Here is a 25,770-nt window from a genome sequence, read left to right on the forward strand (position 1 = left end):
CAAAATAGTCACAGCAAAAAGGCTGAAAGTGAATGCTTTCAGCCTTTTTTTAATCTCTTTCTACTTATCACCGAACTCTAACGGTATAGACTTTTATGCCGCTTTTAACATGTAGTCAGATCCATCTTTTGCGGTAAATATCTGATCTTGCAGTGACCCATCGATCATACGTTTGGCATCGACATTGAGCAGACTTATCCAATACCTGTGACCTTCAATTTGAATGTCTTCAACATTGGCTCTGTCATAAGCACCAACCTCGCCACAACGGTCGAATGTCAACTCCACATGTGTACCCTTATCTCGCAGCAAGATGGCCGAGGGTTCACTCTTATGACCATTTAAAGCGACAAACTGCTTAGGGTCTTTCAAGCCCGTATGAGTACCGTCGGTGAAGAAGATCAGCAACTGCTGGTAGTAAACCACATAACTGCTAACATCCTTATGCGACCCCTTTGCTAATGGAAATGTGCTGTCAAGAAACTGCTTCGCGTTGGCTATTGCTGTTTCACTTTGTGAAGTTTTGACAAGCTCCACATTCACAACTTCAGCATTGATAAGGTCATTAAAGTTCTGCTCACTTTGAATACTATTGCTTGTTGAAATGTCCATAGCCTTATCCTCTTCACTCGGTCTTAAGTTAGATTTTCCATTATTTACAAAAGCATAGAAAAAATATTACACCTTAATTGAATATCAAATTCTTATCCCGACCTCGATATTCAATAGAATTACTTTTCCCTGATTGCTTAATTTGTAGTCTAGCGAATTTTTTACTACAATTTCACAATTAAAATTTTACACTGTGAATTTTACAAAATGCGCAATAATCAAAGCTTGATGAGAAAGTCACATTTTCTGGGAACTAAGATAAGAAACCTAAGAAAACGTAATCATTTGACTATGGAGGATCTGTCTGCTCGATGTGTTCGAGTCGATGCCGATTCGGCTCCATCGGTCTCTTATCTCTCTATGATTGAAAGAGGAAAGCGGGTACCCAGCGCAGGCATGATGGCCGTCATCGCCGCCGTTTTTCAAAAAGAGGTCGATTGGTTCTTAGACGATGTCCCTGAAGATCAAGCCATTACCCCCGAAAAAGGCAGACGAGGCGGGATAAGTGGTATGGCGTTAGAACCAAGTTTCCTGTTTTCAAAGGATATTTTGCAAATAGCCATTCCAGAGATGTTATCTCAAACCGGCATTACCGGCCGTCAATTTGCCCATCTACTTATCCGAGCCCATCAGGAACATCATCAGAATCACTTTCCGGATCTCGAACGTGCAGCCGAAGAGATAGGCCTGAAGCGCATGCCACTCGCGGTTGAAGATTTGATGGATATAGCGAAAGGTTTGGGGCTCTCGATAAAATGGATCAACGATACCCCTCATGATGTTGTCGATGAAATGGGCGTCACCTCCAGTCAACTTGTCACCTCATTCTTCGAGCCACCATCGACTATCTACGTCAATGAACAACTCAAGACGACACCTATTAGGCTCAAATACGATCTCGCCGTACATATAGGCCACTGCGTGCTGCACAACAAGGACGGGCTAAAGTCTGTGCTAACCACAGGTCGCAGTCAGATCAGTGCAGATGTAGAATCGGGGATCCCCCAATCTTCGACCGTTAATGCACAAGATATTCTCCATGCCTGGCGAGATTTTGAATCAAGCTTTTTTGCCGGCGCCCTGCTCTGCCCTAAGGTGCCATTCAGACAGCTACTCGATCGCCACGGCTATGAGATAGATGTTCATAAACAGCTGGGCATTTCGGCCTCGGTCGCCATGCGCAGAATGACGGTAGTCTCTCCATACCCCCACTGGCACTATTTCGATGCCTACGCCCCGGGTAAACTAAAAGCGGTGTATCGAGGTAATGGTATTCCGCTACCTTGGGGGAACATGAGACAGGTGCAGGACCCCTGTCAGCATTGGGCTGTATTTCGGATGATCAATGAACCAACAACAGGCACATCGGCACAGATCTCGATACTCAATGTCGAAAATGAACCCAGGATCTATTGCTGTGAGTCGATAAAAGTTGAAGATCTTGCCGGAAATAATCATGTACTTTGTGCGGGTATCGATCTCAACCCGGCTATCGAAGCACAAGGTGGCGATGCACTTTCACTGGCATCGGATCTGAAGCAGGCTTGCGTGGCCCAAGGCGGCTCGGCATCGATACCTAAAGTCATCAAAAAAGAACTGATGAGCGTAGCGAAAATTCTCAATATAAACTGGGTAGAACGAGGCATTGAAACTGAGGCCAGAGTGATCTGCTCCAGAGGCGCGGTGTGTCCGCGAGATCCCAGCTGTTACCAATCGGGAAAGAGCCAATGTGAGGGATAAGCTTAAACCTATAAGCCGTTATAGGGAAAGGAGAGCCGGCTTATTCGTGGCTATCCCCCATCAGTTTTATACCATCTTGCCCTGAACCGGAATTAAGGCACCGGATACGTTTGCCCGTGATGCCTGGCTAAGATCGAGCATCACTCCCGCTAATTGTTCCGGATCAACCCAGCTCGATGGATCTTCATCCGGCATCGCCTCTCTGTTGACCTGAGTGTCTATGATGGTCGGTAATACCGCATTAACCCGTATTCCGAAAGGTACCCCCTCTACCGCAAGACTCTGCACAAACATATTGAGTGCCGCTTTCGATGCCAAGTAAGGTCCCATTCCTGCCGGAGCCGAACGAATCGTGTCTCTTGCGGACACAAACATCAGGGCACCTGCGCCCTGACTCTTCATAGCATCGAAAATTTCACGACCAAGGCTCCAGGCTGTAGTGAAGTTCGAGCTCCACAACCTTGCAACTTCCTCTTCACTGACATCGCTCCAACTACTCCAGGAGTACACTCCTACGGCGTGGTAGTGGGCATCTATGACGCCACCCAAGACTTCGAGTGATTCTGTGATCAGCTCTTTAGCACTCTTTGATGAAGTGAGGTCACCAAAGAGCGCGGTAAATTTACCGGGATACTTAGCCGCTAAATCTTGTGCTCTTGCTTCATCACCCGGCCTGCAAAACCCCACCACAGAGGCTCCGGCCGAGACTAACTCTTGCACTAAGGCTCTGCCGACAACACCACAGCATGCGGCGACCGTGGCAGTCTTAATCTTTTGATTATTCATATCTATCTCCTTTAATCGGAATGAGAGCTAAGCCGTTAATGCAATTTTACCGACCACTGCGCCGGACTCTAATCTGGCATGGGCATCGGCGACCTGCCAGATGGTGAAATCAGAGTCATCCAGAAGTGGTTTCACAATACCAAGATCGACCAGTTCGGCGACTTTGGTTAAGATCTCACCGTGAGAACTGCGGTTGATCCCCTCAACCATAGGGATAAGCATCAGGACGCTGTGAAAACTCAGGCTTTTTAATGCCACCTGTAAAACGTTCTCAATAGGCAGGGTCGTCGCAACGGCCCCATTGAATCTTGCCGCCTCGAAACTGCGCTGAATATTGTCACCGGCCACCGTATCGAAGATGGCATCGAAGCCTACGCCGTCGGTATATTGCGCCACATACTCCTGTACGGTTTGCTGTGCCACGTTGACTAAGTTATCCGCCCCTAAGGTTTCAGCGACAGCCACGTTTTGAGGCATAGAAGTCGCCGTCACGTCTGCGCCAAAATATTTAGCTAGCTGAATAGCGATATGACCCACGCCTCCGGTCGCACCATGAATAAGCACCTTATCTCCCGCTTTTACAGCTAGCTTGTTATGCAGTGCTTCCCAAGCTGTAATAGATACCAGAGGCAGAGCGGCCGCTTCCTTCATCGTCACGGTCTTAGGCTTATGCGCCATCAAGTCTGCATCGACCAACATAAATTCGGCAAGCGCACCATCGATACCTGCAATCCCTCCGGCGCAGCCATAAACCTCATCGCCGACCTTGAAATTGCTCACATCTGGGGCAATCTCAGTCACTATGCCGGCCACATCACCATGTAAGATCTCAGGTAAATTTGCAGACCAGGGGGTATCGCTGGAGCGCAGCATGGTATCTAACGGATTGACACTGCTTGCTTTCACTTCCACCAGCATATGCCCGCTTTTCACTAACGGCATCGCTTTCTCTGCAAGTTGAAATACGTCACTCGAACCCAGTTGTTTAATGATCATTGCTTTCATGTTTGTGCCCTCAAATAGTCAGTGGGGCTATCTTATTGATTGCACTAAGAACCAACAACAACCAACAAAACAAACCTGCTTTGCTTTTTAGGCAAAAGCGGACTAAGCTACCTGCTCGATTATCCAACAGAAGCAGATCAACATGAGTATGATCACCAGGCTGCACTACTTTAATTCCGTAGTCGAAACGGGAAGTATTTCGGAGGCGAGTCGGGTGTTCGATGTGCAACCTTCATCCATATCCCGCCAACTTATCGCTCTGGAAAAAGAGTTGGGAATAAGCCTGCTTAATCGCACCACGCGTAATATCGGGCTCACTGAAGCGGGGCTCACCTATTATCAATATTCACAGCGAATCGTCTCTGAACTAGATGAAGCCCACAGAGCGGTAAACGACCTACAACAAAACCCAAAAGGCTCCCTGAAAGTCAGCATGACCGTCGGTTTCGGGGAAAACTGTGTGCTTCCCTTGATCCCCGCCTTTATGGAGCAATTTCCTGACATAAAAATCGAACTCGAACTCACCGAACGGGTCATCGATCTGGTGGAAGACAATGTTGACATTGCCATTAGAAGTGGCCGCCTGCCGGACTCGAACCTTATCGCCCGTAAACTTGCCGATAATAACTTTATGCTTTGTTCCAGCCCTCAATACCTGGCCCAACACGGCAGCCCTGAGGCCCCTCAGGAATTAACGGATTATGACTGTATTCGTTACGGATACGCGGGGTGGCGAGAGTGGTTCCTGATGGATGACAAACCTAAGAAGTTGTCGATTAGCGGTGGGATCACGGTAAACTCTGTCAATGGCCAAAAACAGTTACTGCTGAGCCATGCTGGCCTCGCCCTAATGCCATTATGGGCGGTCCGCCAAGAGCTTAAAGATGGCAGTCTGGCTCATGTGCTCAAGCAGCATACATTCAGTCCCTACGAAAGTATGAGCTCAACCTATGCCATCTATTTAAGAAGAGAGCTTATCTCTCCGAAAATCAGGGTATTTCTGGATTACCTTAAAGAGCATTTAGATTAGATAGGAAACTCGAATATCAAACGCCAGGCCTGAACTCCATCACCTGCCCTGACACTTAAACCTAGCCTATCTATCCCCATCCACTCCCAGAGAATCGGTTTCGAGAAGGCCAGAGTCGCGCCAACCTCCAAACTGTTGGAAACCAGCACATCTTCACCAAATGGCGTGGCAATTTTAAGTCTATCGAAGTACCAGTAGCCCACTGCAAACACACGAGGCTCAACATCGACCCCCAGCCAGTTCCAACGCCAGTGAATATCTGTGCCAATATCTATCCCCGATTGAAGGGCGGAATAGGTTTCCTTCTGCTCACCACCGAAGCTTCTGTATCCTGCGAAATACAGACGATTTACCCATCTGGGCTTAGTCTGTTTAAATTCCAAATCGAGCAGGCTGGAAACACCGGCCGACATGATCGCCACATTGGTTCCCGAAGTAAAATTCTTGCCATAGCCAAGATCAAAATAACTTTGAAACTCATACTTGTCGGATCTGCGGACGCGATACTCGATCCCTGGCGTAAAGGTCATAGTTCCTACACTTGAAGGCAAGTCCCCTTCAGGCACATCACTCCACTTAAAGTTAAAGAAGCCCAGTGATACAGGTGCTCTTAGTAGTAATGCCTGTGTGTCATTTTTTTGAAGTTCGAAACTTAAAGGAAGGTTAATAACAGTCGCATTTTGCCCCGAGGTTCTATACAGACCACTGCCTAAATAGTTAGCAAAAGCGTAATGAGTAAAGTCTTCTTCACCATAAACAGAAGAGGAGAAAAAGAGGATAGAGATAAAAATGGAACAGGTTTTGTTCAGAACCATAAATTAAGGTGCGGATTTTATAATTATGGTTCTGAATATAGCGAGAGGCGCTCTGAAAATCTACAGTGAAGCTTACTCTTTTTCGTCACCGGAAAAATGATATTCTGACATCATATGACCAAGTTCAGTAGACTTAGTCTTCAGATACCCTTCGTTATAGCGGTTTTTACCCACCTGAAGCGGTATGCGCTCGACGACCTCGATACCCAGCTCTTTCATCGCCTTAACTTTGCGAGGGTTATTGGTCATCAGCTTCACTTGCTTAATACCGATCTTCTCCATCATAGGTAAGATCATATCGTATTTTCGCATATCGGCCGGAAAACCTAATCTTTCATTGGCCTCAACGGTATTGGCACCTTGATCTTGTAACTCATAGGCGCGGATCTTATTCAGCAGACCAATCCCGCGTCCTTCCTGACGAAGATAAAGGATAAAACCTTGACCCGCTTCGGCAATGTTCTGCATTGCGGTTTGCAGTTGAAATCCACAATCACAACGTAAACTGAACAGGGCATCACCGGTTAAACACTCGGAGTGAATACGACCTAAAATCGGGGTGTTTGCATCTAGCGTACCTAATGTCAGCGCCACATGCTCTTTTCCTGTATCGGAATCTTCGAAACCATGCATGGTAAATACGCCCCATGGTGTGGGCAGCTTTGAAGAAGCGACATACTTAATCGACATGAAATAACCTTAACGACTCTCTTTCCCTGAGACGACGACAATCCAGAAAAAACAACGAGACCTATAGCCACTGATGAAATGCCTTCAACGACTATTAATTCTGTCCCGTACTCAGGCGGAGTATTTTATGTGTTTTTATCTTTAAGTGAAATACCCTAGCGATTTAATCGGCTATTGATTCACCTGAAATGATAGTTGACTCACAACGCCAGCGTACGAAGGATACGCGTGGCGACAACAAAATAATTTGAAGTCGCTCACTAATGAATAATCGCGGTGGAGTAATTATTCAGTAATTAAAATTCTTTGGGCGCAAAGCCTGTCACCTGGGTGATCCCCATTTCACGGCCTAATGCCGTCATAGGATGTACAACCACTAAGCCTTTGACTGACTTTTTAAGCTTACCCATATCGGCCTGTTCAGCCTTAGTCAGAACGCGATTAAACTTCAAGCCAGCAACACTGCCACCTTTCTTACTCAGTTCACGAGTCTGCTGTGCTTTAACACTGGCAATACGCTTAGTGACCTTGTTTATCTCTTGCGTAAATTGCAACATGATCCCTTTGTCACCACGCTTTTCAGCAGCGGCTAATTTACGACGAAACTGTTCTAGCTTGTCGCTAAGTCCATGAAGCTCTTCTTTTAAATTCATGCTCGTGCCTTAAATAATTCTATAAAATGCAAAAACAGCCCTGATATGTACCCAAGCCACTTTAAAATGCTCGTTGCAGAGAGCGTTTGGGTATTACGGCTGTTTTTTTTAATGCTTTGTTCGTTTGATGGCTATTATAACGTATCTGTGTGAATACAGTTATCGCTTTTGTGTCAGATAGTGAATAACCTGATTACTGCTACCACGAAACACTAAGCTGGGATCGGCCAGTTCCTGCTCAAACTTGCCATCGACCACAACATCGATATATTCGACCACGGCACGCTGGGCATCATCTAATTCGTCCAACAGGTATCCTGTCCACAACCAGATATCCTTATCGGGACATTCTGCTTTAACCCTTTTGACCAAAGCTAATATCGTTGAAACATTCGCAGGGTGAAGCGGATCGCCCCCCGACAGAGACAAACCTCTACGTTTGATACGGGTATCTTTCAGATCGCTCAATACCTGCTCTTGCATCGCGCTATTGAACTCATGCCCGCTGCAAGGCTTCCACGTCGACTGGTTATAGCAGCCACGACATTGATGCTCACAGCCGGAGACAAACAGGCTAGCCCGAGTACCCGGTCCATTAATCACATCTATGGGGAAATATTGATGGTAGTTCATTGCGATACCTTGCGATTTTAATCTTTATTTTGTCTACAGTTTCAAAGTGTTTATTGATCGGAAGCACTGCTCAAATAACGAAAATAAAGCGACAAAAGTAAAATGACGCAACTAACTCAGGTCAGTTGCGTCTACCGATAACACTTTTCGTTAAGTTTGAATCGTTAAGCTGAAAACGAGTTAGAGGTGCTTCACTCGTCGCTTAACCTCTTCCTGCTTACCATAGTTAAATGGTCGGGCATCGGGACTTCCCAGGTAACCACAAACACGACGTGTCACAGAAACCCGGCTTGGCTCATGGTTACCACATTTAGGGCAAGTAAAGCCCTTACTGGTACATTCAAACTCACCGGTATAACCGCAATCGTAACACTCATCAATTGGCGTATTTGTTCCGTAATAAGGAACACGGTTGTAGCTATAATCCCAGACATCCTCTAATGCTTCGAGGTTATTCTGCATATTCGGATATTCGCCGTAACAGATAAACCCGCCGTTGGCTAAGGCCGGATAAGGCAGTTCGAAGTCGAGTTTATCGTATGGGTTTACGGCTTTTTCAACATCGAGATGGAAGCTGTTAGTGTAATAACCTTTCTGTGTCACACCTTCGACGACACCAAAAATTTTAGTATCGAGCTTACAGAAACGACTACACAGATTTTCACTCGGTGTACTATATAGGCTGAAACCATAACCTGACTCATCTTTCCACTTAACCGTCGCCGCTTTCATATACTCAACGAGGGCAATCGATTTTTCCCGCAATAACTCGCAGTCATAGACGTGCTTATCGGTGCCATACAGTGCATTAATGGTCTCGTGAAGCCCGATGTAACCCAAGGAGATCGATGCACGACCATTTTTGAAAATCGTAGATATATCATCGTCGGCACGCAGACGTACTCCACATGCACCTTCCATATAAAGGATCGGAGCCACTCTGGCTTTTACGCCCTCTAAACGTTCGATACGGGTATCCAAAGCTTTACGGGCAATAAGCAGACGTTGATCGAGAATACGGTAGAACTCGGCCTCATCACCATTAGCCTCTAGCGCTACACGAGGCAGGTTAAGACTCACCACACCTAAGTTGTTACGTCCTTCATGCACCAATTCACCATCTTCCTCATAAGTGCCGAGGAAACTACGACAGCCCATAGGCGTCTTAAATGAACCGGTAACCTTCTCTACCTGCTCATAGTTGAGAATATCCGGGTACATGCGGGTACTGGCGCACTTAAGTGCCAGACGCTTGATATCGTAGTTACAATCACCATCTTTATGGTTGATACCATCACGAATGGCGAAAACTAACTTAGGGAATACCGCAGTCTTACGGTTCTTACCTAAACCTGCAATTCGTACCTTCATCATAGATTCTTGAATTAAACGAGACTCCCATGAAGTCCCTAATCCGAACCCGAAAGTAACAAATGGAGTTTGGCCGTTTGCCGTGTGCAAAGTGTTCACTTCATATTCCAGAGACTGGAATGCATCGTGACACTCTTTCTCGGTTTGAGTCGTCGCAAATGCTTTGGCATCTGTGATCCCCCAAGTCAGAGCAACCTGATAATGTTTATCGTAGCTCTTTGCTACAAATGGCGCTAACACTTCATCGATACGGTTGATCGTAGTTCCGCCATAAATATGGCTGGCCACCTGAGCGATGATCTGTGCTGTCACAGCGGTCGCTGTCGAGATAGACTTAGGCGTCTCAATCTCGGCGTTGCCCATCTTAAAGCCATTGGTCAACATACCGGCAAGATCGATCAACATACAGTTGAACATAGGGAAGAATGGCGCATAATCCAGATCGTGATAATGGATCTCACCAGACTCATGAGCCGCAACCACATCTTTAGGTAATATGTGGCGAGTGGCATAATGCTTAGCCACAATACCGGCCAACAGATCACGTTGAGTCGGGATCACTTTAGAATCTTTATTGGCATTTTCGTTAAGCAGGGCAGCATTACTCTGCTCAACCAGGCCTTTAATCTCTTGGTTCAAGCGGCTGCTGGTCTCGCGATGAAGATCTCTGTCATGACGATATTCGATGTAAACACGAGCGAGGGATTTATAGGGCCCTTCCATCAATTGGTTTTCAACGATATCTTGCAGGTCATGAATATCAACTTCTGGCACGTCAGCAACGCTCTTCGCCACTTTTTGGGCAACCTGAGCTGCATAGTCATTATCATCAATACCTGCCGAGTTCGCTGCAGCCGCTACAGCATCTCTAATCCTTGTTTCGTCAAAAGGCGTGCGGTAACCATCCCGCTTTATAACCACTGGCATTGTTTAATATCTCCTCAAGTGACGCTGAATTTAACACCACATATAGTGTATTCATGACTATCCAGCACAATATGTTGCGTATTAAGCTACAAACATCACAAGAGAACATTGATCTCGATCATATAAATTTGGATGTGAGAAAAGAACAAAAGATAAGTGCCTATGGGGCCACTTATCTCTGATTTGACCCTTGACCCTGACACAAAAGAGGGCTAGATGAAGGATAAGAGTGGTAAAAATTGTGGATAAAAATTACTTATTCTTTTCAAAGAGGAAGATACCTGTTGAGTTATGCTTTCCCAAGAGCAAGATAGCTGCTGAGTTGACCGCTGGCTTGTTGATTATCTCCCATCGAAGCGGCTAACTGCATGACAGATTTTAACCCCTGCCACTGCTCACGAGAACTCTGGGTTAATTCAACATCGCCCCTGAGATACACATTCAGTTGGGCAGAGACTCTCGTGGCTTTCTGGCTGATCACCGGACTTTGTGCATTTCCCATCCCATCTATGACACTCTCGGCATCATCGAGTAATTTTATTAACACACCTTCGGTACCTGACGAAGCTCCCTCACCCTTTTCAGCCTGAGCAGTTTCTAGCTCATTACGCTGCTCCTTAATAAAGGACTTCAGATCTTCCGGCTTAGTTGTAGGATCCGGAATATCGAAACCGCCTTCCGATAATCGTGTCAGTTGTGAATCAGACAAGATCCCATCCTGATACAGGCGCTGTACCAATCTTGGAATATCCTGGGTCGTGAAGTTTCCGGAGCTAAAGAAGTCTTTAGCCATGCCCTCAATTTTTTGAGCTCTTTGCGCTCGGGGGGAGAGAGAGACAGACTCATCTTTAACCGCTTCTTTCGATGAAGACGCACGCGTCGATTGAGATTGACTTAAGCTTACTTTGTCGCTGCTCTTCCCCGCCTCAGTCTGCTGGCTGTTAACGCCATAGGCATCGGCAACATTAGGGGCAGTGGAGAGCTGGCTTGCGGCACTGGTAGCATTAGCTATTGGATTCATTGTCAAAAAGTCGGCGTAAAAGAACTGATGCAATCAACAAGCAGGAATCATGCCGAAACGATAGCGAATCAAGACTTTAGCGATTAAAAATAGTATTTAACCAGAGGAAGAACAGATGGAGTCAATTTAGGAGTCGAATGTGTAGCAGAGGAATATGCTATCGCTGAATTGGCCACATTAAGCAACAACAGCGATAGCTAAACACACTATATGCTTGGACTAACTAGCCATGCTTCGCAGAAGAGCGTTTCGAACCTTCCTGAATACAGGCTTTAAAATTACCCATTGAAATTTCTTTTGCATGTAGCTCCAAACCACCAGCATTTTTGTAAGTGGTATAATCTTTATTCGGCATCTCATTGGAAACATACCAATCATTTAAATCGACATTATCGGCACATGAGCCTTTAAAAGTTAATGTCCAGGTATTTCTCAAGAAACATTTTTTAGCCGTTTGTATATAAGTATCTTCAACCTTTACCGTATCGCCCTCTGAGCCGTAGATCTGTGTAACTGTAACCTCTGTAGAAGGGCCATCAATCCCTCCCTTATGTTTATTAATAAATAGGTTCCAATTTCCTTGAAGCTGGCTATTTTCAAGAATAAAGCTGTCACACTTAGTTATCCCGTAGTCATGAAATGCCCCGATCAAAATTTGATCATCATCAGCAATTGCAAAATTGCTTAACAACACAGTACTCACTAGCGTACTTTTTAGAATTGTTTTAATTGTCATCAGTTTTCCTTAAATGATGTGATGAGTAAAGTCTAATGTTCACAGCGGCAAAATTAACGTTGGCGATAGCCTGCACCAATTTTCATTAATTTTGCTTTCCCCTTCCCCAACCCAACTCTCTGGGCATAATCATGATTACCCGAGTATTGATGAGAAGACACTAGTTTAAAAGATTAACGATACCGAAGAGGGATATAGACTAACGGCGAAAATTCATGCTCCCTTAACGGCTAAAAATACTTGTTGCGTTAATTGGTAGTGGAGCCTACGTCATTTACATTTTATTAACAACAGGCGAGTGAGTTGCCTGACTGTATTTTAATCTGAAGTATCTTTTATTTTTGGAGAGGCGGGGAAATAGTGTTTTATAGATACGCTGTCCCCATCGATAAATTCGTTATCGCAAAGCCTTTATCACAGGCAACGGTTATCATTGTGGCAGTGAGAGCAATATTGATATTAACAAAACCATAAATAGGGTAATTGCTTGAGACACAAGATATTATGATTGACAACTTTGCATCCGACATAAGCTTCGTGAACCAGGAAAGGTACTATTTCCTGTTCAGATCTTCGGTCACGGTTAAACACATATCCCGCAGGGACCCAATATCCGTCTCATCCAAGGTGACTTTATTGAGTAACACCTCTTTTAACGCCAAGGCATGCTGTTTAAGTTCCAGCCCGGCGTCTGTGGTTTTAATCACTTTCTTGCGTTCATCTTTGACATCGACACTGCGGCTCACTAACCCTTTCGTCTCCAGCCTTTTAACTATGGGAGTTAAGGTTCCCAAATCGAGACGTGTCGCTTGAGATAGTCCAGTCAAACTTGCACCATTGTCTAGCCACAGCGCCTGCATAACCAAATACTGAGGATAGGTGAGACCGCACTCTTCGAGTAAAGGCCTGTATGCCCGAACCAAGGCATTTGCCGCGGTATAAAGCGCGAAACAAACATTATCAGATAGGCACTTCCCTTGCTCTTCGAGGGTTAAGTGATTTTCAATTTCAATCTGGGTATCTCTATTTTCACTCACTCAATTGCACCTTAATTGTCGCCATCATCTTGCCGGAATCCTCTGTCGAAGAGCTATTATACCCAAGCTATTTCAAACTGCGCCAAACTTAAGCCAGTATATTTAGGTTTCTTACTGAAATAATACCGGCGGGAGTTAAACCTCAAGACCAACGCAACCAGATGCTTTGTGCACAAAGTATTTGCCAGTTCGACGATTTAAGAGTAGAGTTTACCACAATTAATTAGCGCGCAAAGCAAAAGAGGTTTTATGAAGGCACAACAGATACTCTTAGATTCTCGTCCCGAAGGTATGCCAGCAACGACTAACTTCAAATTGGCCTCAATACCATTGGCAGACATTAACGATGGTGAGTTTCTGGTAAAGAACCTATGGATGTCGGTCGACCCTTATATGCGTGGTCGTATGATAGACAGGGAAAGTTATATCGCTCCGTTTTCCATAGGAGAGGTCCTGCAAGGTGGTGCGATAGGTGAAGTGATCGAGTCACGTCATCCTGAGTTTCCGGTTGGAAGTAAAGTCAGTAGCATGCTGGGTTGGCGCAGTCACTATGTAACCGACGGCAGCGAGCATACCCGTCTGCCGGACACTCCAATGAGTGAATCACATTTCCTTGGCGTACTGGGTATGCCGGGAATGACCGCCTGGACGGGTCTCAATCGAATCGCTGAGCTTAAAAAGGGAGAGACACTTTTTGTATCAGCCGCTTCCGGTGCCGTTGGTAGTGTAGCCTGCCAGTTGGGTAAGTTGATGGGGGCTAAGGTTATCGCCTCTGTCGGTTCTGATGAAAAAGCGGAGCACCTATTATCTATTGGTGTCGATGCGGTTATTAACTACAAAACCAGTCAAAATTTAACTGCATCACTAAAGGCGGCAGCCCCTGAAGGGATCGATGTCTATTTTGAAAATGTCGGCGGCGAGCACCTGTCTGCTGCACTCGACAACATGAATGACCACGGCAGAATTGCCGTATGCGGCATGATATCTCAATACAATGATACTGCGCCGACACCGGGTCCAAGCAACCTTGCCATGATCATCATAAAGAAACTCAAGATTGAAGGTTTTATCGTTTTCGAGCACTGGGAACATTACCCTGAATTTGCCAAGCAGATGGGGCAATGGCTGGCCAGTGGCGCGGTAAAGGCGGAGCAGACGGTTTACGAAGGGCTTGAACAGGCACCGGATGCATTTATCGGATTATTTGAGGGGAAAAACCGCGGCAAGATGGTGGTAAAACTCGCTTAGGTTAAATGACATAAGTCAACGTACCTATAAAAAACGAAAGGGCCCAACGGGCCCTTTTCTTTAACGTTCACGACAAGGGCCCAGTATGGCCTCTATCTGATGTCTTGCCCTCAGTACCGCCTCTTCTCCAGCCGCAATCGCTTCTTCGGCGCGATGAAACTCCATCGTCCCTATCTCTCCAACATCAGGAACCAGACATATATCGGGAGGATCGCCCATAAGACGTGCGCGCTTATGGCGCTGTTCGAGAATATCCATCGACTGCGACATCACAGCCAGCATACTGGGATCGGAGGGACTGCCAATTGTAAACTTATCCGTTAAGCTGGTGACATAATCCCGTCCCCGCGCCAACAGATCCATAAAGCCGGTATCTTGATGTGCCTGCGCTATCTTCTTGTCCTCTACCGTAGGTTTATTACTGGTCATGTCCACTGGCAAGACCTGTAATCGCTCCCTTCCCTGACCATTGAGATCGACGGCAATCACGACATCGACTCCCATCGCCCTGCTAACGGATACAGGCACTGGGTTAACAACGGCACCATCGACAAGCCAGCGCTCGCTGACTTTCACAGGCGGTAATATACCGGGCATGGAGCAAGAAGCACGAATAGCGTGGCGAAGATCCCCCTCTTTAAACCAGATCTCCTGCCCCGAGTAAAGATCCGTTGCGACAGCGATTAGCGGCCGCTGTAGATCCTCGACCTGTAAATCGCCAATCCTGTTCTGAATAACATCGAAGACTTTATCTCCCCCGATTAATCCCCCTTTACGCCAGCTCAGATCCATCAACCCCAACACATCCCAACTGGAGAAGCCTCTCACCCAATCTTCGAGCTCTTCGAGTTGATCGTTAGCATAGGCTGCGCCCACGAGGGCCCCTATTGAACAACCCGAAATTTTGTCGGGCTTTATTCCCATCTCGGCGAGCCCTTTGAGAACACCTATATGTGCCCAGCCCTTTGCGGCGCCACTACCTAATGCAATGCCAATCGTTGCCATAATACCAATCCTATTAAATAGGTCCCCACAAAAACGAAAACAAAGGATGAAAAACAAGCTGGATTTATCTTATCTGTTATTTATCAAGGATTCACTAATAGATTATCGAGTACCACTTTTACACCTTCCCCCCCTATTACAGAGCCGATATTCAACACTCTCTTAGCGCTTTATTCTAATGTGTTACGGTCAACAAGTGCTTTAAAATGAATCTGACTTTCTCTATGGCTGAATCACCACGAGTTAGGGTATAATGGTCAGTCGAATCAATTTTGGAGTACACCTTTGCAATTTACCGATTTTTCACTGGATACGCGTCTGTTAAAGAGTTTGGATCATATGGGCATAGAAAAGCCTACCGAGATCCAAGAACAGGCGATACCAGTAGGCCTGTCAGGCAAAGATCTGATGGCATCATCAAAAACAGGCTCAGGTAAAACCTTAGCGTTTTTGTTACCGGCAATGCAGAGGATTATTTCCACAAAGGCATTAAGTAAGCGGGACCCCAGGGTACTGATCTTATTGCCGACGCGTGAACTCGCTAACCAGGTATACAGCCAGTTACGCTTGTTAGTTGCAAACACGCAATATAAAGCCATTAAAATCTTAGGTGGTGAGAACTTTAATGATCAGGCTAACGCATTATCAAGAGATCCTCACTTCGTCGTAGCGACACCGGGAAGACTTGCAGACCACCTGGCTCAACATCATCTGCACCTCAATGGACTCGAACTGTTAATTCTAGATGAGGCCGATCGCATGCTCGATCTGGGTTTTGTCGATCAACTAAAAGCGATTAACGCGGCCGCAGACCATAAACGTCGCCAGACACTGATGTTTTCAGCAACCTTAGATCACAATGAGATCAACGAGATTGCCGCAGAACTGTTAAAAGACCCAGTACATGTTTCTATTGGTGCGGGCAATATCGAAAACCAGGATATTACTCAAAGAATTTACCTCAGTGATCATCTGGATCATAAAGAAGCGTTACTGAACCACATTTTAAAAAATGAGAACAACAAACAGGTCATCATTTTTACTGCTACTCGCCAAGATACCGACAGATTAGCGACCAAGCTTGCCGAAGCCGGATTTAACACAGCATCACTCAGTGGCGATCTAAAGCAAAATGCCCGTAACCAGATCATGGATCAATTCAGTAGAGGTTTACAGGATATCTTGGTCACTACCGATGTGGCTTCACGTGGTCTGGATCTGCTTAATGTCTCTTTGGTTATCAATTTCGATATGCCAAAATTTGCAGAAGAATATGTTCATCGTATCGGTCGTACGGGTCGAGCCGGTGCAAAGGGGGATGCTATTTCCCTTGTCGGTCCTAAAGATTGGGCCAACTTCAAACAAGTACAAGTTTTCCTTCGCAAAACATTTGAGTTTAGTGTTATCGATGGCTTAGAAGCTAAATTTTCAGGGCTGAAAGATAAGCCTAAGGCGAAGAAAAAACCTAAGGCTAGTGCAAAGAAAGCTGCAACAGCTGCCAAGAGTAAAGCTAAGGCTAAGCCTAAAAAACAAGACAAGCGCTTTATTACAGGCGTCGATGTGGGTGATGCCCCTATGCTTAGAAAACCAAAATCTAAGCTTCAGGAAACACCTGAATAACCAGTTTAAGATGCAGGTAATAACAATATGATTTATTACCTGTATAAGTTCATTGATAATTTTCCGGTTTTCTCTAGCCAATTATAGAGTCGCTAGTAACAAAACCAACAACGATTTTAAGGTATAACATGAGAGTTTGTGGCGTTGAATTAAAAGGTGGCGAAGCCATCATCTGTTTGTTGAGCTATGAAGGCGAGACTTTTAACGTACCCGATTGTCGCCAGCAATCATTTGTCATTTCGCATTCAGAGTCTACTGAGTCTATTCGTGATTTTCATTTTGCATTCAGCAAATTAATGGAAGATTACAAGGTAGATAAAGTGGTTATCGTCTCTCGTGAACAAAAAGGTAAGTTGGCAGGCAGTGCCACCAGCTTTAAAGCCGAAGCCGCCATTCAGCTTCTTGAATTGCCGGTTATATTAATGTCTCCGGTCACAGTTAAAGAACGCTTAAAGCGTAACCCTCCTATGGTCGACTTTGATGGTCTAGGCCTTAAGCGCTTCCAAAACCTGGCTTTCGATGCCGCTTACGCTTACCACAACCAACACATTTTCAATGTTTGGGATAGCGAGTAATAGCTAAACAGAAAGCAGGAGTAGATCGACCTACCTCCTCATCATAAGAACAGGGTGCTATTAGCGCCCTTTTCTTTACCCAATATTTTATGTGACGCTCATGAATACACTCAAATACTTAGCCGGGTATCAACAGTCAATACAAGATCAGGTGTCTGAGCTACTCGACAATGGCAAGCTTAAAACGGTGCTGCTTAACAGACACCCGGACATTCATGCTGTCCGTACTGACAGAGCCTTATACGATTATACAATAGAGATAAAAAACCAATATTTGCGCAAGTCCCAACCGCTATCTAAAGTCCAATACGACGATAAGATCAGCTTGAGTCATCAGGCACTGGGTCTACACTCATTCGTATCCAGAGCCCAGGGAAGAAAGACTAAAGCTAAGAACGAGATCCGCATTTCGTCACGCTTAAAGAGAGTTCCGGAGCCGTTATTACGTATGGTCGTCGTTCATGAACTCGCTCACCTCAAAGAGAAAGATCATAACAAGGCCTTCTACCAACTCTGTTGTCATATGGAAGCAGATTATCATCAACTGGAGTTCGACTTAAGGTTACTGCTAACCTTACTCGACAGCGGCGTTAAGGTTTACTGAAGGCTGTACTCGATTTCGAATAATTTTGACTCAATGACGACATTTAAGCTCAATTGTGAAACCAGGCCTTGACTGATAATAACTATCATTTACAATTGAGAACTGTTTTCATATCGGCCTAATCAATGTATCAAGTCAGCAGCAGTGAGCTGGATAAACAACAGGTAAAATATTCGAAGAAGCTGGAGAAGGCGGAAGCAAAACTGCTAAAAAACCAGCATAAACTCATTCGTGATATCGATAATATTGACCTTGTTTCGAAACGACTCAATAAGCAGATCAAATATCAGGCTAAAATTCAAAAGTACCGATTAAAGCTGGCCACCCCGGTCAATAATGGGCTCATAGAAACAAAGGTATTGACTGACAATGTCACCGAATCAAACCAATACGAACAGCCCATATCATTTGCTACCAACTCACTGGCAGCGATAGACCCCACAGGGTTAACTCAGAACATAGAAACTTCTCACCCTTTTAAGGCTAAACCTTGCCAATCTTGCCCAGCCCTAAAACAGGGACTTTGCCGATGTGCGGTCAGAGCACGCAGCCGAGTATCCATTAACTAATTGAGTCTGAAATCCACCTCAGGTTCAGACTCGGGAGATGACTGTTCGGTACTGAGCAGGGCTGAACCCAGGTATCGTTCAAATATCTGTTTATATTCCTGGCTCTTCATAAACACCAACAATTCCCGATTAAATTCATCTCTTAATTTCTCATCGTGAAAGGCACTGCTGGCAGGTACCGGCGGGATCAACTTGTGTTCGGTAAAGATAGAGACATCACGCTGTTTATCATTCAGGCGGTAGTAGTAATAAAAAATATATTTATCTAATACCGCATACTCATAACGCCCCTTAGTTAACAGCTCAGCTATCGTCCCCATATCGGTCAACTCCTGATAGGAGTCTCCCCGAGAAAGCAGTTCAAACGCTTCACCGAAGTATCCCGGCGCGCCTTGAAAGGTCAACAGGCTGTGACCCTGCAGGTCGGATATTGTCTCGGGGTTAAGACCACTGGCTTTAAGAGAAAAGACCATAGGTTGATAAAGAACTATCGAGTCTGAAATATAGCTGCCATCGCTGTCTGCCTGCTTAAAAATCGGTGCCGTAACATCTACCCTGCCAAGTTTCAGTTCCCGGTGCGCTCGCTTTAAACCCATAAATTCATAGCTGACTTCATGGCCGAGACGCCTGAGTACCGCCTCTACAATATCGAGATCGATACCATGATGAATATCGTTGATCATATGGGGTGGCCCTTCGCTCGATGCAATGGTGAGCGTCCTGGCATTAGCCGAACATATCAGGGCCAATGACAGAATAATAGCCATAATTAGTTGCAACCGTCCCCTCCTCACTTGTTAACCAAAAAGGTGCCGGTAATACACACCGAACCTATCTCAATGGCCTGCAATAAAGCTGTACAGTGTTAATTATACTCGGTGAACGAACTTACAGAATAAAAAAGCAGCAAGTATAGAGGGTGGTTGCATAGAGATAGAGACAGATATCGTGGGAATAAAACGCCAGCGGCAAGGCTGGCGTATTGAATATGATAGCGAAGCTAAACAGTTAGCTCTGGCCCATCATCATTTGACGAACCTGCACCAGTTGCTCGAAAGACTTCATCTGCTTTCGCGACAGCTGACTCGCCATAGGAATATTGGCCTTCATCGGATTGACCGGTCTGCCATTAACATGGAATTCATAGTGAAGATGTGGACCTGTGATACGACCGGTATTGCCCGATAGTGCGATAACCTGACCGCGCGAGACCCGCTGTCCCTTATGCACTAACGCCTTCGAGAGATGCAGGTAACGTGTGCGGTATTTATTGCCGTGCTCTATCACCACATATTTACCGGCAAATCTATGGTCGGTCACCAAAGAGACGATACCGTCCCCCGGCGCGATAACCTTAGTGCCGATTGGCGTAGCAAAGTCGGTACCGTTGTGAGGAGAGGTGCGCCCTGTCACGGGGTGGTGGCGATGGGGGTTAAAGTTTGAGCTGATACGATAGTTTCTTGCCAAGGGGATACGCTGAAAAGCACGGGCTAAGCTCTGGCCCTTTTCATCATAGTAGTTACCGTCACTATTTTGATAGGCATTGATTTCGCTACGACCCCGCTGAATGCTCACACCCAGAATATCGCTTGCTCCTGTCACCGAACCATCGATATATTGATCGCTCATCAGCACAGAAAAGTTGTCTCCCGCCCTCAGATCACGGGCAAAGTTTAACTTCTCCTTCAACAAAGACTCTACCCGTTGGATCTCACCTGAATTTAAACCCATTCTCTTAGCCGAGAGGTAAAATGACCCTTGGATCTCCCCCGCTATGGCGCGGTTCTGCCAGATCCCTTCGATATTGATCTCATCAACATTGTAGGAACCATCGTCGAAACGGCTGAAAACGACCTGTCTGGCCGCAGAGAAATATAGCTCAAGCTTCTCAAGCTCTCCCTTATCATCCAGCCAGAACTTTATCTCGTTACCCGGCTTTAATGTATCGAGCGCCAGCACGTTCAAGTCGGCCTCTAAGACCCGGTACATGGTTTGCTGATCGACACCGGCCTGGACAAATAGCCCACTTAATGTGTCGCCACTGATAATACTCTTGTCAAAATCAGCCTTTACAACTGACACAGCCTCTGTGGCTACTGTGGAACTTATCTGACTGACAAGTGCATCAACATCTAAGTCGATAGGAATACGCTGAGGCAACACTTGCTGATGAGTTGGCCACAATATGGCCGCACCGATAAGCAGACCCGCACCTAATAATACTTTTTTATGGATACTCGACTCTTGTAGAAACGAGAGTACCTGAGTATTTATCTGAGACATTTTAAAAAAAGAGAATTTACCTGTTTGCAAGCTTGGCCCCATCTTCACATTATTATTCTTTTGTATATAACTGAAACAAAACTGCTATCAAAGCGTCATCAATCGCGTCTACTTATGGAGACAATGGCTAAGGGCCTGTTATCGCTTTGATGCAGTATTTTAAAATTGACATGCTTACCGTTCCCGGTAAGCAAACCCGCATATTTATACCAAAAAAAAGTGGAACTACAAACAGGAGATATGAATATATGAGTGACATTAAGAATAATTATTCTTAATGTCACAAGAGGAGAAAATAAAATTGCAATTGAAATTGGCTTCAGAATTAGCCTTCAGAATTAACCTTCAGACATCGATTCATCAGCACATAAAACTGCTAAGGCAAGACCAGTCGGGTTTCACTGCCAACCGAAGATTTAATGATATCGACTCGGGTACCTATCTGCTCTTTCATCTCTGAGACATGAGAGATAACCCCAATCATGCGCCCGGTGGATTGCAGATCCATCAGGGTACGAATAGCTAAGTCCAGCGAGTCCTGATCCAGACTGCCAAATCCTTCGTCGATAAACAGAGTATCTAACTTGATCCCCCCGGCATAGGCCTGCACAACATCCGATAAGCCCAGTGCCATCGATAGTGCAGCCATAAAGCTTTCACCACCACTTAAGGTCGCAACGGGGCGCACCTTAGAGGTATAGGCATCTTCGACCTCGAGTTCCAGCCCGGAGGCCTTATTTCCCTTAGCTCTGTCCTCTTTGCGCAGCAAACGATAACGTCCCTTGCTCATCACCTGCAGGCGATGACTCGCCTCAAGCAAGACATCATCGAGTAGTACACTGAGCACGAAACGCTGCAGACTGATCTTGTTGCCGGTATTACCATTGGCCACATCGGCTAAGGTGCCGATAACTGCGTACTCATCTTCAAGCTTCTTAGCTTGTGCATCCGCATCTCTGAGCTGGTTTTGAGTCTGAGTCAGCTGAGTCACTCTACTTTGCAGGACCTGCCAACTATTTTCCGCTTCTTGTTGCTCAATTTGAATTTTCCCTAAACTCGCCTCAACATCGGTAAGCTCTGGCTTAACTTGCTCAGATAACTTTTCATTCAGTTGAGCCAACTGAGTCCGATTAGCAATGCACTCCTGTTGGTACTTGGCAATTCCATCGGCGATTAGCTTAATCTCTTCATTTGATAACAAGGCTTGGGTTAACCCTTGTTTATCACTGAAGCCTGAGGTCGAGAGCTGCGTATTTAACTCGGCTCGCGCCTTGTCACTTTGCTGCTTTGCCTGAGTTAAACTCGACTGAGCGGCTACCTGGGCGGCAGAATGTGCAGCATCTTGCTCAAGCGCTTGAGTGTGGGAGTGACGTATAGAATCTATGGTTTGCTGTAGACCCGCTAGCTCCTGCTGCGCCTGGTTTATCGCCCCGCTCAGCGCCTCCAAGCTAAGGTATTGTTCAGGTATTGCGGCAGAGGCTTGATCCAACTGCCCCTGAAGACTAAACAGGTGATTCTGCACCCCTTGAAAGTATTCCCGCTCAGCTTCCAGTTGAGTCTGTAGCTCCCTCTCCTTTGTCTGCAGTGTTTGTAATTGCAGTCTGAGCTGAGTTAACTCTTGAGCTGCTGAGTCGGCTTGATTGACTTGCAGCTGTAGCTGCTGCAGGTGAGACTGTAACGACTCCAGAGGGTGAGAAGCCCATTCACCGAGTCTCTGCTCATACTCATCTCTAAGCTTCGCTTGCTCCTGTAACTGGGCTTTTAGCCCTTTATAATCGGCTATAGCCTGATTCAATGCGCTTTGTGCCGCTTCACAAGCCAGTTTGCTCGACTCTAAATCATCTTCTGACGGTAGTATATTCTCACTTTGAGCAGGATTTGGGTGTTCAGCGCTGCCACACACGGGACAAGGCTCACCCGGATTTAACTTTTGTGCCAACACACTCGCTTGTCCACGATGCCAGATCAGCTGCATTTGGTCATAAGCATTCTGCTTTTCTTTGGCATCGAGACGAAATTGCTTACCTTGCTCTTCGGCCTGTTTCAACGCCAGTTCGGTTTTACCCGCCTCGCTGCCAGCCAACAGCCATTGATGGTAACGCTCAATCAACTCACCTTGCGCCGTGAGCGCTTGCTGAGCATTAACCTGCTCACCGGCAACTTGCTCTAACTGAGGTACGCGTTGCTCTGCGGCTTGTTTATCGGCTAACAATCCATCTATAGAGGCTTTAGCCTTAACGCCCTTTTCTTTAGCTTGGTCACGGGTATTCGTTGCCAGGCGAAGCTCTTTTTGCAGGCTATCGAGCCCCTGAAGCTGTGGAACTAACTGAGTCAGCTTCTGCTCTTCGCTCTGTGCCAGCTGCTGTTTTTGCTCTAACTCGGCTAAGGTATCAAACTTAGCCTGGCTGAGGATGAGCGCCTGTTCACTGCTCTGCTTGGCAGATTGTGCCCGGGTCACCGAGTGTTGTGCTTGAGTGACTTCTGACTCACGTGCCAGAGAGACATCTAACACCGGCTTGAGTTGCAATGCTTTTTGTCCGTTTTCGAGCCTGGATTGACGCAGTTCGATGCTCTCTTTCTGCTCAGCCAACAAGACCTCAGCCTGTTTCAATCGATCCTGAGCGTCGAAATCATTGACGAGCAACTTGGCAGATTCAAACTGCTTATTGGCATCAATCAGGGCAAGCTTCGCCTTCTCTTTTATCTCTGAGGCTTGAGTTAACTTTGGCGTCAACTCGGTAAGCTCGTTATTTAACGCATCGTCGCTGTCCAGTGACACACTGTGCAACATGCCGTCACGTTTATTGCGATGATCTCTCACCTCATTGCGTATGGCTGATGCCTGAAACTTAAGCTTATCTTCAATCTTGCGATAGATCTGGGTCTGAAATAGCTGGCTGAAGATCTTCTCTCTGTCTTTAGAATCAGCCATCAAGAGTTCACGGAACTTGCCCTGAGGCAATACCATCACCTGACGGAACTGATCGGCATCGAGCCCGGTAAGTTGCTCTATCTCGGCCGTCGCCTCAGATACCTTACTGGCAACAAGCAGATGATCGCTATCATCGCTATCGACCCTATACAGCTGGGCTTCAGGCTTTTGTACCGTATAACCATCACCGCTTTTCTTGGCTCGCTGCTGTTCGGGTACGCGTCTTATTCTGTATTGCTTCTCACCCAGAGCAAAACTAAAGGTCACTTCAGTTAACAGTGTCTCGGCGGCTAAATCGCAGCGCATCTGGCTGCCTTCACGCTCATCTCCGGTGGTCTTGCCATATAACGCAAAACAGATGGCATCGAGAATGGTGGTCTTACCCGCGCCGGTAGGTCCGTTGATTAAAAATAGCGGGTTGCTGCCCAGGGCTGAAAAATCGGTAACCTGTGTCGAGGCAAAGGGGCCAAATGCCGACATTGAGAGTGAAAGTGGTCTCATGATGATTGCTCCCCCTTATGCAGCTCATCGATAGCCTGTACCATGGCTTGCTGCTGCGCGTCATTCATGGACTCGCCCGATACCTGAGAGAAGAACTCGGTAAACATATCCAACTCCCCCTTCTTGATATGATCCCGGCGGATCTCCAGCTGACCGTTATCACTCATCAAGCCGGTTCGCTCCAGGTGTAACACGTTAGGATAAACCGCGCGTAACTTGCCCATGGCATCTAAGATGGCATGCTTATCCAGCAACCTCACCATTAGATAGTCATCACGGTTCGGGTCAGTTTTCCCCGCCTCTAACAGAGACGTTAACTCCCCTTCGACAATCCGCACATCACGTTTAGCTATCAGAGGCAGCAAATCAATCTGCGCTTTACCCTGCTCATCGAGTTCGACTAAGGTGACCGACTTTTTCTGGTGCTGTTCACTGAACGAGTACTTCAGGATAGAGCCTGAATATCGAACCTGCTGCTCCCCCTTGTACTGCGGGCCATGCAGATGACCGAGGGCGGTATAGTTAAACGGGGTGAAAAGTGCTGGCGATATTTTATCAGCCCCACCGATACTCAATGGCCGCTCTGACTCTGACTCGCTGCCGCCATCTAGAAAACAGTGGCTTATCACGACTTTTGGAAGACCTTGGCTGTCATGTTCATGGACCTGTTCGAGTAATGTCTCCATCGCCAGTTCATGGCTGCTTGCTTCGCAGTCAAACACCTGGCGCACCGTCGCGGGATCGGCGTAGGGCAAGCCATAAAACACCGCACTGCCGGACTTTCCTCTTAACGTTATCGGCGACAGCTCTTTATGCAGAGGACCGATAATATGTAAGCCACTGTCAGCCATCTGGCGGGAAGCAAAACCGAGACGTTCATGTCCATCGTGATTTCCGGCAATCATGATCACGGGAAGTTTCATATCATTGACCAGACGATTGACCACATCATCAAGCAAGGCAACCGCATTGGCGGGCGGAATGGATCTGTCATAAATATCGCCGGCAATAATCACGGCATCAACCTCATGTTCTTCGGCGAGCGCAATTATTTGAAGCAATACGTGACTCTGATCGTCGATTAAGCTCTGATTATGAAGTTGGCGACCAATGTGCCAATCGGATGTATGGATAAATTTCATGAAAGTCTCAAAAAGCGGATGAAATACAGAGTATTTTTGTGTCGCTATAGTAAGAAATGTTAACCCAATAGGCAATGATAAGCGTCCCGAGCCCCCCCACCGTTCACGTGTTAAAGCAGCTCAGGGCAAAGACAAGACCATGAACACTCACATCTCGATGTTCGACCAAGATCTGGAGCTATTTCTCCTATTTTTCAATAGTTCCCCGCCCCGAACTCCCGTTTGATCTACTATT

At 46.2% G+C, this 25,770-nt stretch carries 23 protein-coding genes; 7 read left to right on the forward strand and 16 right to left on the reverse strand.

Annotated elements, in window-relative coordinates; translation table 11 throughout:
• Nucleotides 1–93: 93 nt before the first annotated feature.
• Complete coding sequence (locus tag EKG39_RS00935; RefSeq protein ID WP_126503365.1) at nt 94–612, reverse strand: aldolase/citrate lyase/malate synthase family protein; 519 nt, start codon at nt 610–612, stop codon at nt 94–96.
• Nucleotides 613–819: 207 nt separating this feature from the next.
• Between EKG39_RS00935 and EKG39_RS00940 the strand changes: the two genes are divergently transcribed.
• The gene (locus EKG39_RS00940) at nt 820–2,352 is read left to right on the forward strand and encodes a DUF3612 domain-containing protein (RefSeq protein WP_126503367.1); all 1,533 of its coding nucleotides are present in this window, start codon (nt 820–822) and stop codon (nt 2,350–2,352) included.
• 66 nt (nt 2,353–2,418) lie between these two features.
• On the opposite strand, the gene EKG39_RS00945 is transcribed toward EKG39_RS00940, so the two are convergent.
• Entirely contained in the window at nt 2,419–3,138 is a 720-nt protein-coding gene (locus EKG39_RS00945; RefSeq protein WP_126503368.1) for an SDR family NAD(P)-dependent oxidoreductase, read from the reverse strand.
• 27 nt (nt 3,139–3,165) lie between these two features.
• Nucleotides 3,166–4,143, reverse strand: coding sequence for a zinc-dependent alcohol dehydrogenase family protein (locus tag EKG39_RS00950; protein ID WP_126503370.1), 978 nt, complete (start codon nt 4,141–4,143; stop codon nt 3,166–3,168).
• Nucleotides 4,144–4,285: 142 nt separating this feature from the next.
• Here EKG39_RS00950 and EKG39_RS00955 point away from each other — a divergent pair, with 142 nt between their 5' ends.
• Nucleotides 4,286–5,173 carry a LysR family transcriptional regulator gene (locus EKG39_RS00955; protein ID WP_126503372.1) on the forward strand — a complete coding sequence of 296 codons (888 nt, stop codon included), beginning with the start codon at nt 4,286–4,288 and terminating at the stop codon, nt 5,171–5,173.
• Here EKG39_RS00955 and EKG39_RS00960 read toward each other — a convergent pair.
• The 8 genes from EKG39_RS00960 to EKG39_RS00995 all read right to left on the reverse strand — a co-directional run bounded on the left by EKG39_RS00960 (nt 5,170) and on the right by EKG39_RS00995 (nt 13,026).
• Nucleotides 5,170–5,988 carry a hypothetical protein gene (locus EKG39_RS00960; RefSeq protein WP_126503374.1) on the reverse strand — a complete coding sequence of 273 codons (819 nt, stop codon included), beginning with the start codon at nt 5,986–5,988 and terminating at the stop codon, nt 5,170–5,172. The two genes, EKG39_RS00955 and EKG39_RS00960, sit on opposite strands and share 4 nt — an antisense overlap.
• A gap of 72 nt (nt 5,989–6,060) precedes the next feature.
• Nucleotides 6,061–6,678, reverse strand: coding sequence for a GTP cyclohydrolase II (gene ribA / locus EKG39_RS00965; protein WP_126503376.1), 618 nt, complete (start codon nt 6,676–6,678; stop codon nt 6,061–6,063).
• A 296-nt stretch (nt 6,679–6,974) separates the two neighbouring features.
• Nucleotides 6,975–7,331: a YibL family ribosome-associated protein gene (locus EKG39_RS00970; protein ID WP_126503378.1), complete on the reverse strand. Its 357-nt coding sequence runs from the start codon at nt 7,329–7,331 to the stop codon at nt 6,975–6,977.
• Nucleotides 7,332–7,490: 159 nt separating this feature from the next.
• Entirely contained in the window at nt 7,491–7,964 is a 474-nt protein-coding gene (nrdG, locus tag EKG39_RS00975; RefSeq protein WP_126503380.1) for an anaerobic ribonucleoside-triphosphate reductase-activating protein, read from the reverse strand.
• Between the two features lie 180 nt (nt 7,965–8,144).
• Nucleotides 8,145–10,262 (reverse strand): anaerobic ribonucleoside-triphosphate reductase, encoded by a 2,118-nt coding sequence (gene nrdD, locus EKG39_RS00980; RefSeq protein WP_126503382.1) that lies wholly within the window; start codon nt 10,260–10,262, stop codon nt 8,145–8,147.
• Nucleotides 10,263–10,551: 289 nt separating this feature from the next.
• Nucleotides 10,552–11,283: a hypothetical protein gene (locus EKG39_RS00985; RefSeq protein ID WP_126503384.1), complete on the reverse strand. Its 732-nt coding sequence runs from the start codon at nt 11,281–11,283 to the stop codon at nt 10,552–10,554.
• Between the two features lie 223 nt (nt 11,284–11,506).
• The gene (locus EKG39_RS00990; RefSeq protein ID WP_126503386.1) at nt 11,507–12,019 is read right to left on the reverse strand and encodes a hypothetical protein; all 513 of its coding nucleotides are present in this window, start codon (nt 12,017–12,019) and stop codon (nt 11,507–11,509) included.
• Nucleotides 12,020–12,573: 554 nt separating this feature from the next.
• Complete coding sequence (locus EKG39_RS00995) at nt 12,574–13,026, reverse strand: MarR family winged helix-turn-helix transcriptional regulator (protein ID WP_425470129.1); 453 nt, start codon at nt 13,024–13,026, stop codon at nt 12,574–12,576.
• A gap of 279 nt (nt 13,027–13,305) precedes the next feature.
• Here EKG39_RS00995 and EKG39_RS01000 point away from each other — a divergent pair, with 279 nt between their 5' ends.
• Nucleotides 13,306–14,304 carry an NADP-dependent oxidoreductase gene (locus EKG39_RS01000; RefSeq protein WP_126503390.1) on the forward strand — a complete coding sequence of 333 codons (999 nt, stop codon included), beginning with the start codon at nt 13,306–13,308 and terminating at the stop codon, nt 14,302–14,304.
• Between the two features lie 60 nt (nt 14,305–14,364).
• On the opposite strand, the gene rssA is transcribed toward EKG39_RS01000, so the two are convergent.
• Nucleotides 14,365–15,309 (reverse strand): patatin-like phospholipase RssA, encoded by a 945-nt coding sequence (gene rssA, locus EKG39_RS01005; protein WP_126503392.1) that lies wholly within the window; start codon nt 15,307–15,309, stop codon nt 14,365–14,367.
• Between the two features lie 285 nt (nt 15,310–15,594).
• Between rssA and EKG39_RS01010 the strand changes: the two genes are divergently transcribed.
• From EKG39_RS01010 to EKG39_RS01025, 4 genes are all read left to right on the forward strand, one after another.
• Entirely contained in the window at nt 15,595–16,929 is a 1,335-nt protein-coding gene (locus EKG39_RS01010; protein WP_126503394.1) for a DEAD/DEAH box helicase, read from the forward strand.
• A 128-nt stretch (nt 16,930–17,057) separates the two neighbouring features.
• A complete protein-coding gene (locus EKG39_RS01015) occupies nt 17,058–17,504 on the forward strand; it encodes a DUF3010 family protein (protein WP_012141940.1) in 447 nt (148 codons plus the stop codon).
• Between the two features lie 100 nt (nt 17,505–17,604).
• Nucleotides 17,605–18,108 (forward strand): M48 metallopeptidase family protein, encoded by a 504-nt coding sequence (locus EKG39_RS01020; protein WP_126503396.1) that lies wholly within the window; start codon nt 17,605–17,607, stop codon nt 18,106–18,108.
• A 125-nt stretch (nt 18,109–18,233) separates the two neighbouring features.
• Nucleotides 18,234–18,677: a hypothetical protein gene (locus EKG39_RS01025; protein WP_126503398.1), complete on the forward strand. Its 444-nt coding sequence runs from the start codon at nt 18,234–18,236 to the stop codon at nt 18,675–18,677.
• Here EKG39_RS01025 and EKG39_RS01030 read toward each other — a convergent pair.
• From EKG39_RS01030 to EKG39_RS01045, 4 genes are all read right to left on the reverse strand, one after another.
• The gene (locus EKG39_RS01030) at nt 18,674–19,456 is read right to left on the reverse strand and encodes a substrate-binding periplasmic protein (RefSeq protein WP_246028386.1); all 783 of its coding nucleotides are present in this window, start codon (nt 19,454–19,456) and stop codon (nt 18,674–18,676) included. The genes EKG39_RS01025 and EKG39_RS01030 overlap by 4 nt on opposite strands.
• A gap of 229 nt (nt 19,457–19,685) precedes the next feature.
• Nucleotides 19,686–20,990 (reverse strand): peptidoglycan DD-metalloendopeptidase family protein, encoded by a 1,305-nt coding sequence (locus EKG39_RS01035; protein ID WP_425470109.1) that lies wholly within the window; start codon nt 20,988–20,990, stop codon nt 19,686–19,688.
• Nucleotides 20,991–21,336: 346 nt separating this feature from the next.
• Complete coding sequence (locus EKG39_RS01040; RefSeq protein ID WP_126503400.1) at nt 21,337–24,393, reverse strand: AAA family ATPase; 3,057 nt, start codon at nt 24,391–24,393, stop codon at nt 21,337–21,339.
• Complete coding sequence (locus EKG39_RS01045) at nt 24,390–25,535, reverse strand: exonuclease SbcCD subunit D (RefSeq protein WP_126503402.1); 1,146 nt, start codon at nt 25,533–25,535, stop codon at nt 24,390–24,392. The genes EKG39_RS01040 and EKG39_RS01045 overlap by 4 nt, the downstream gene beginning before the upstream one ends.
• Nucleotides 25,536–25,770: the final 235 nt, after the last annotated feature.

Source organism: Shewanella atlantica, assembly GCF_003966265.1.
Classification (GTDB): Bacteria; Pseudomonadota; Gammaproteobacteria; order Enterobacterales; family Shewanellaceae; genus Shewanella; species Shewanella atlantica.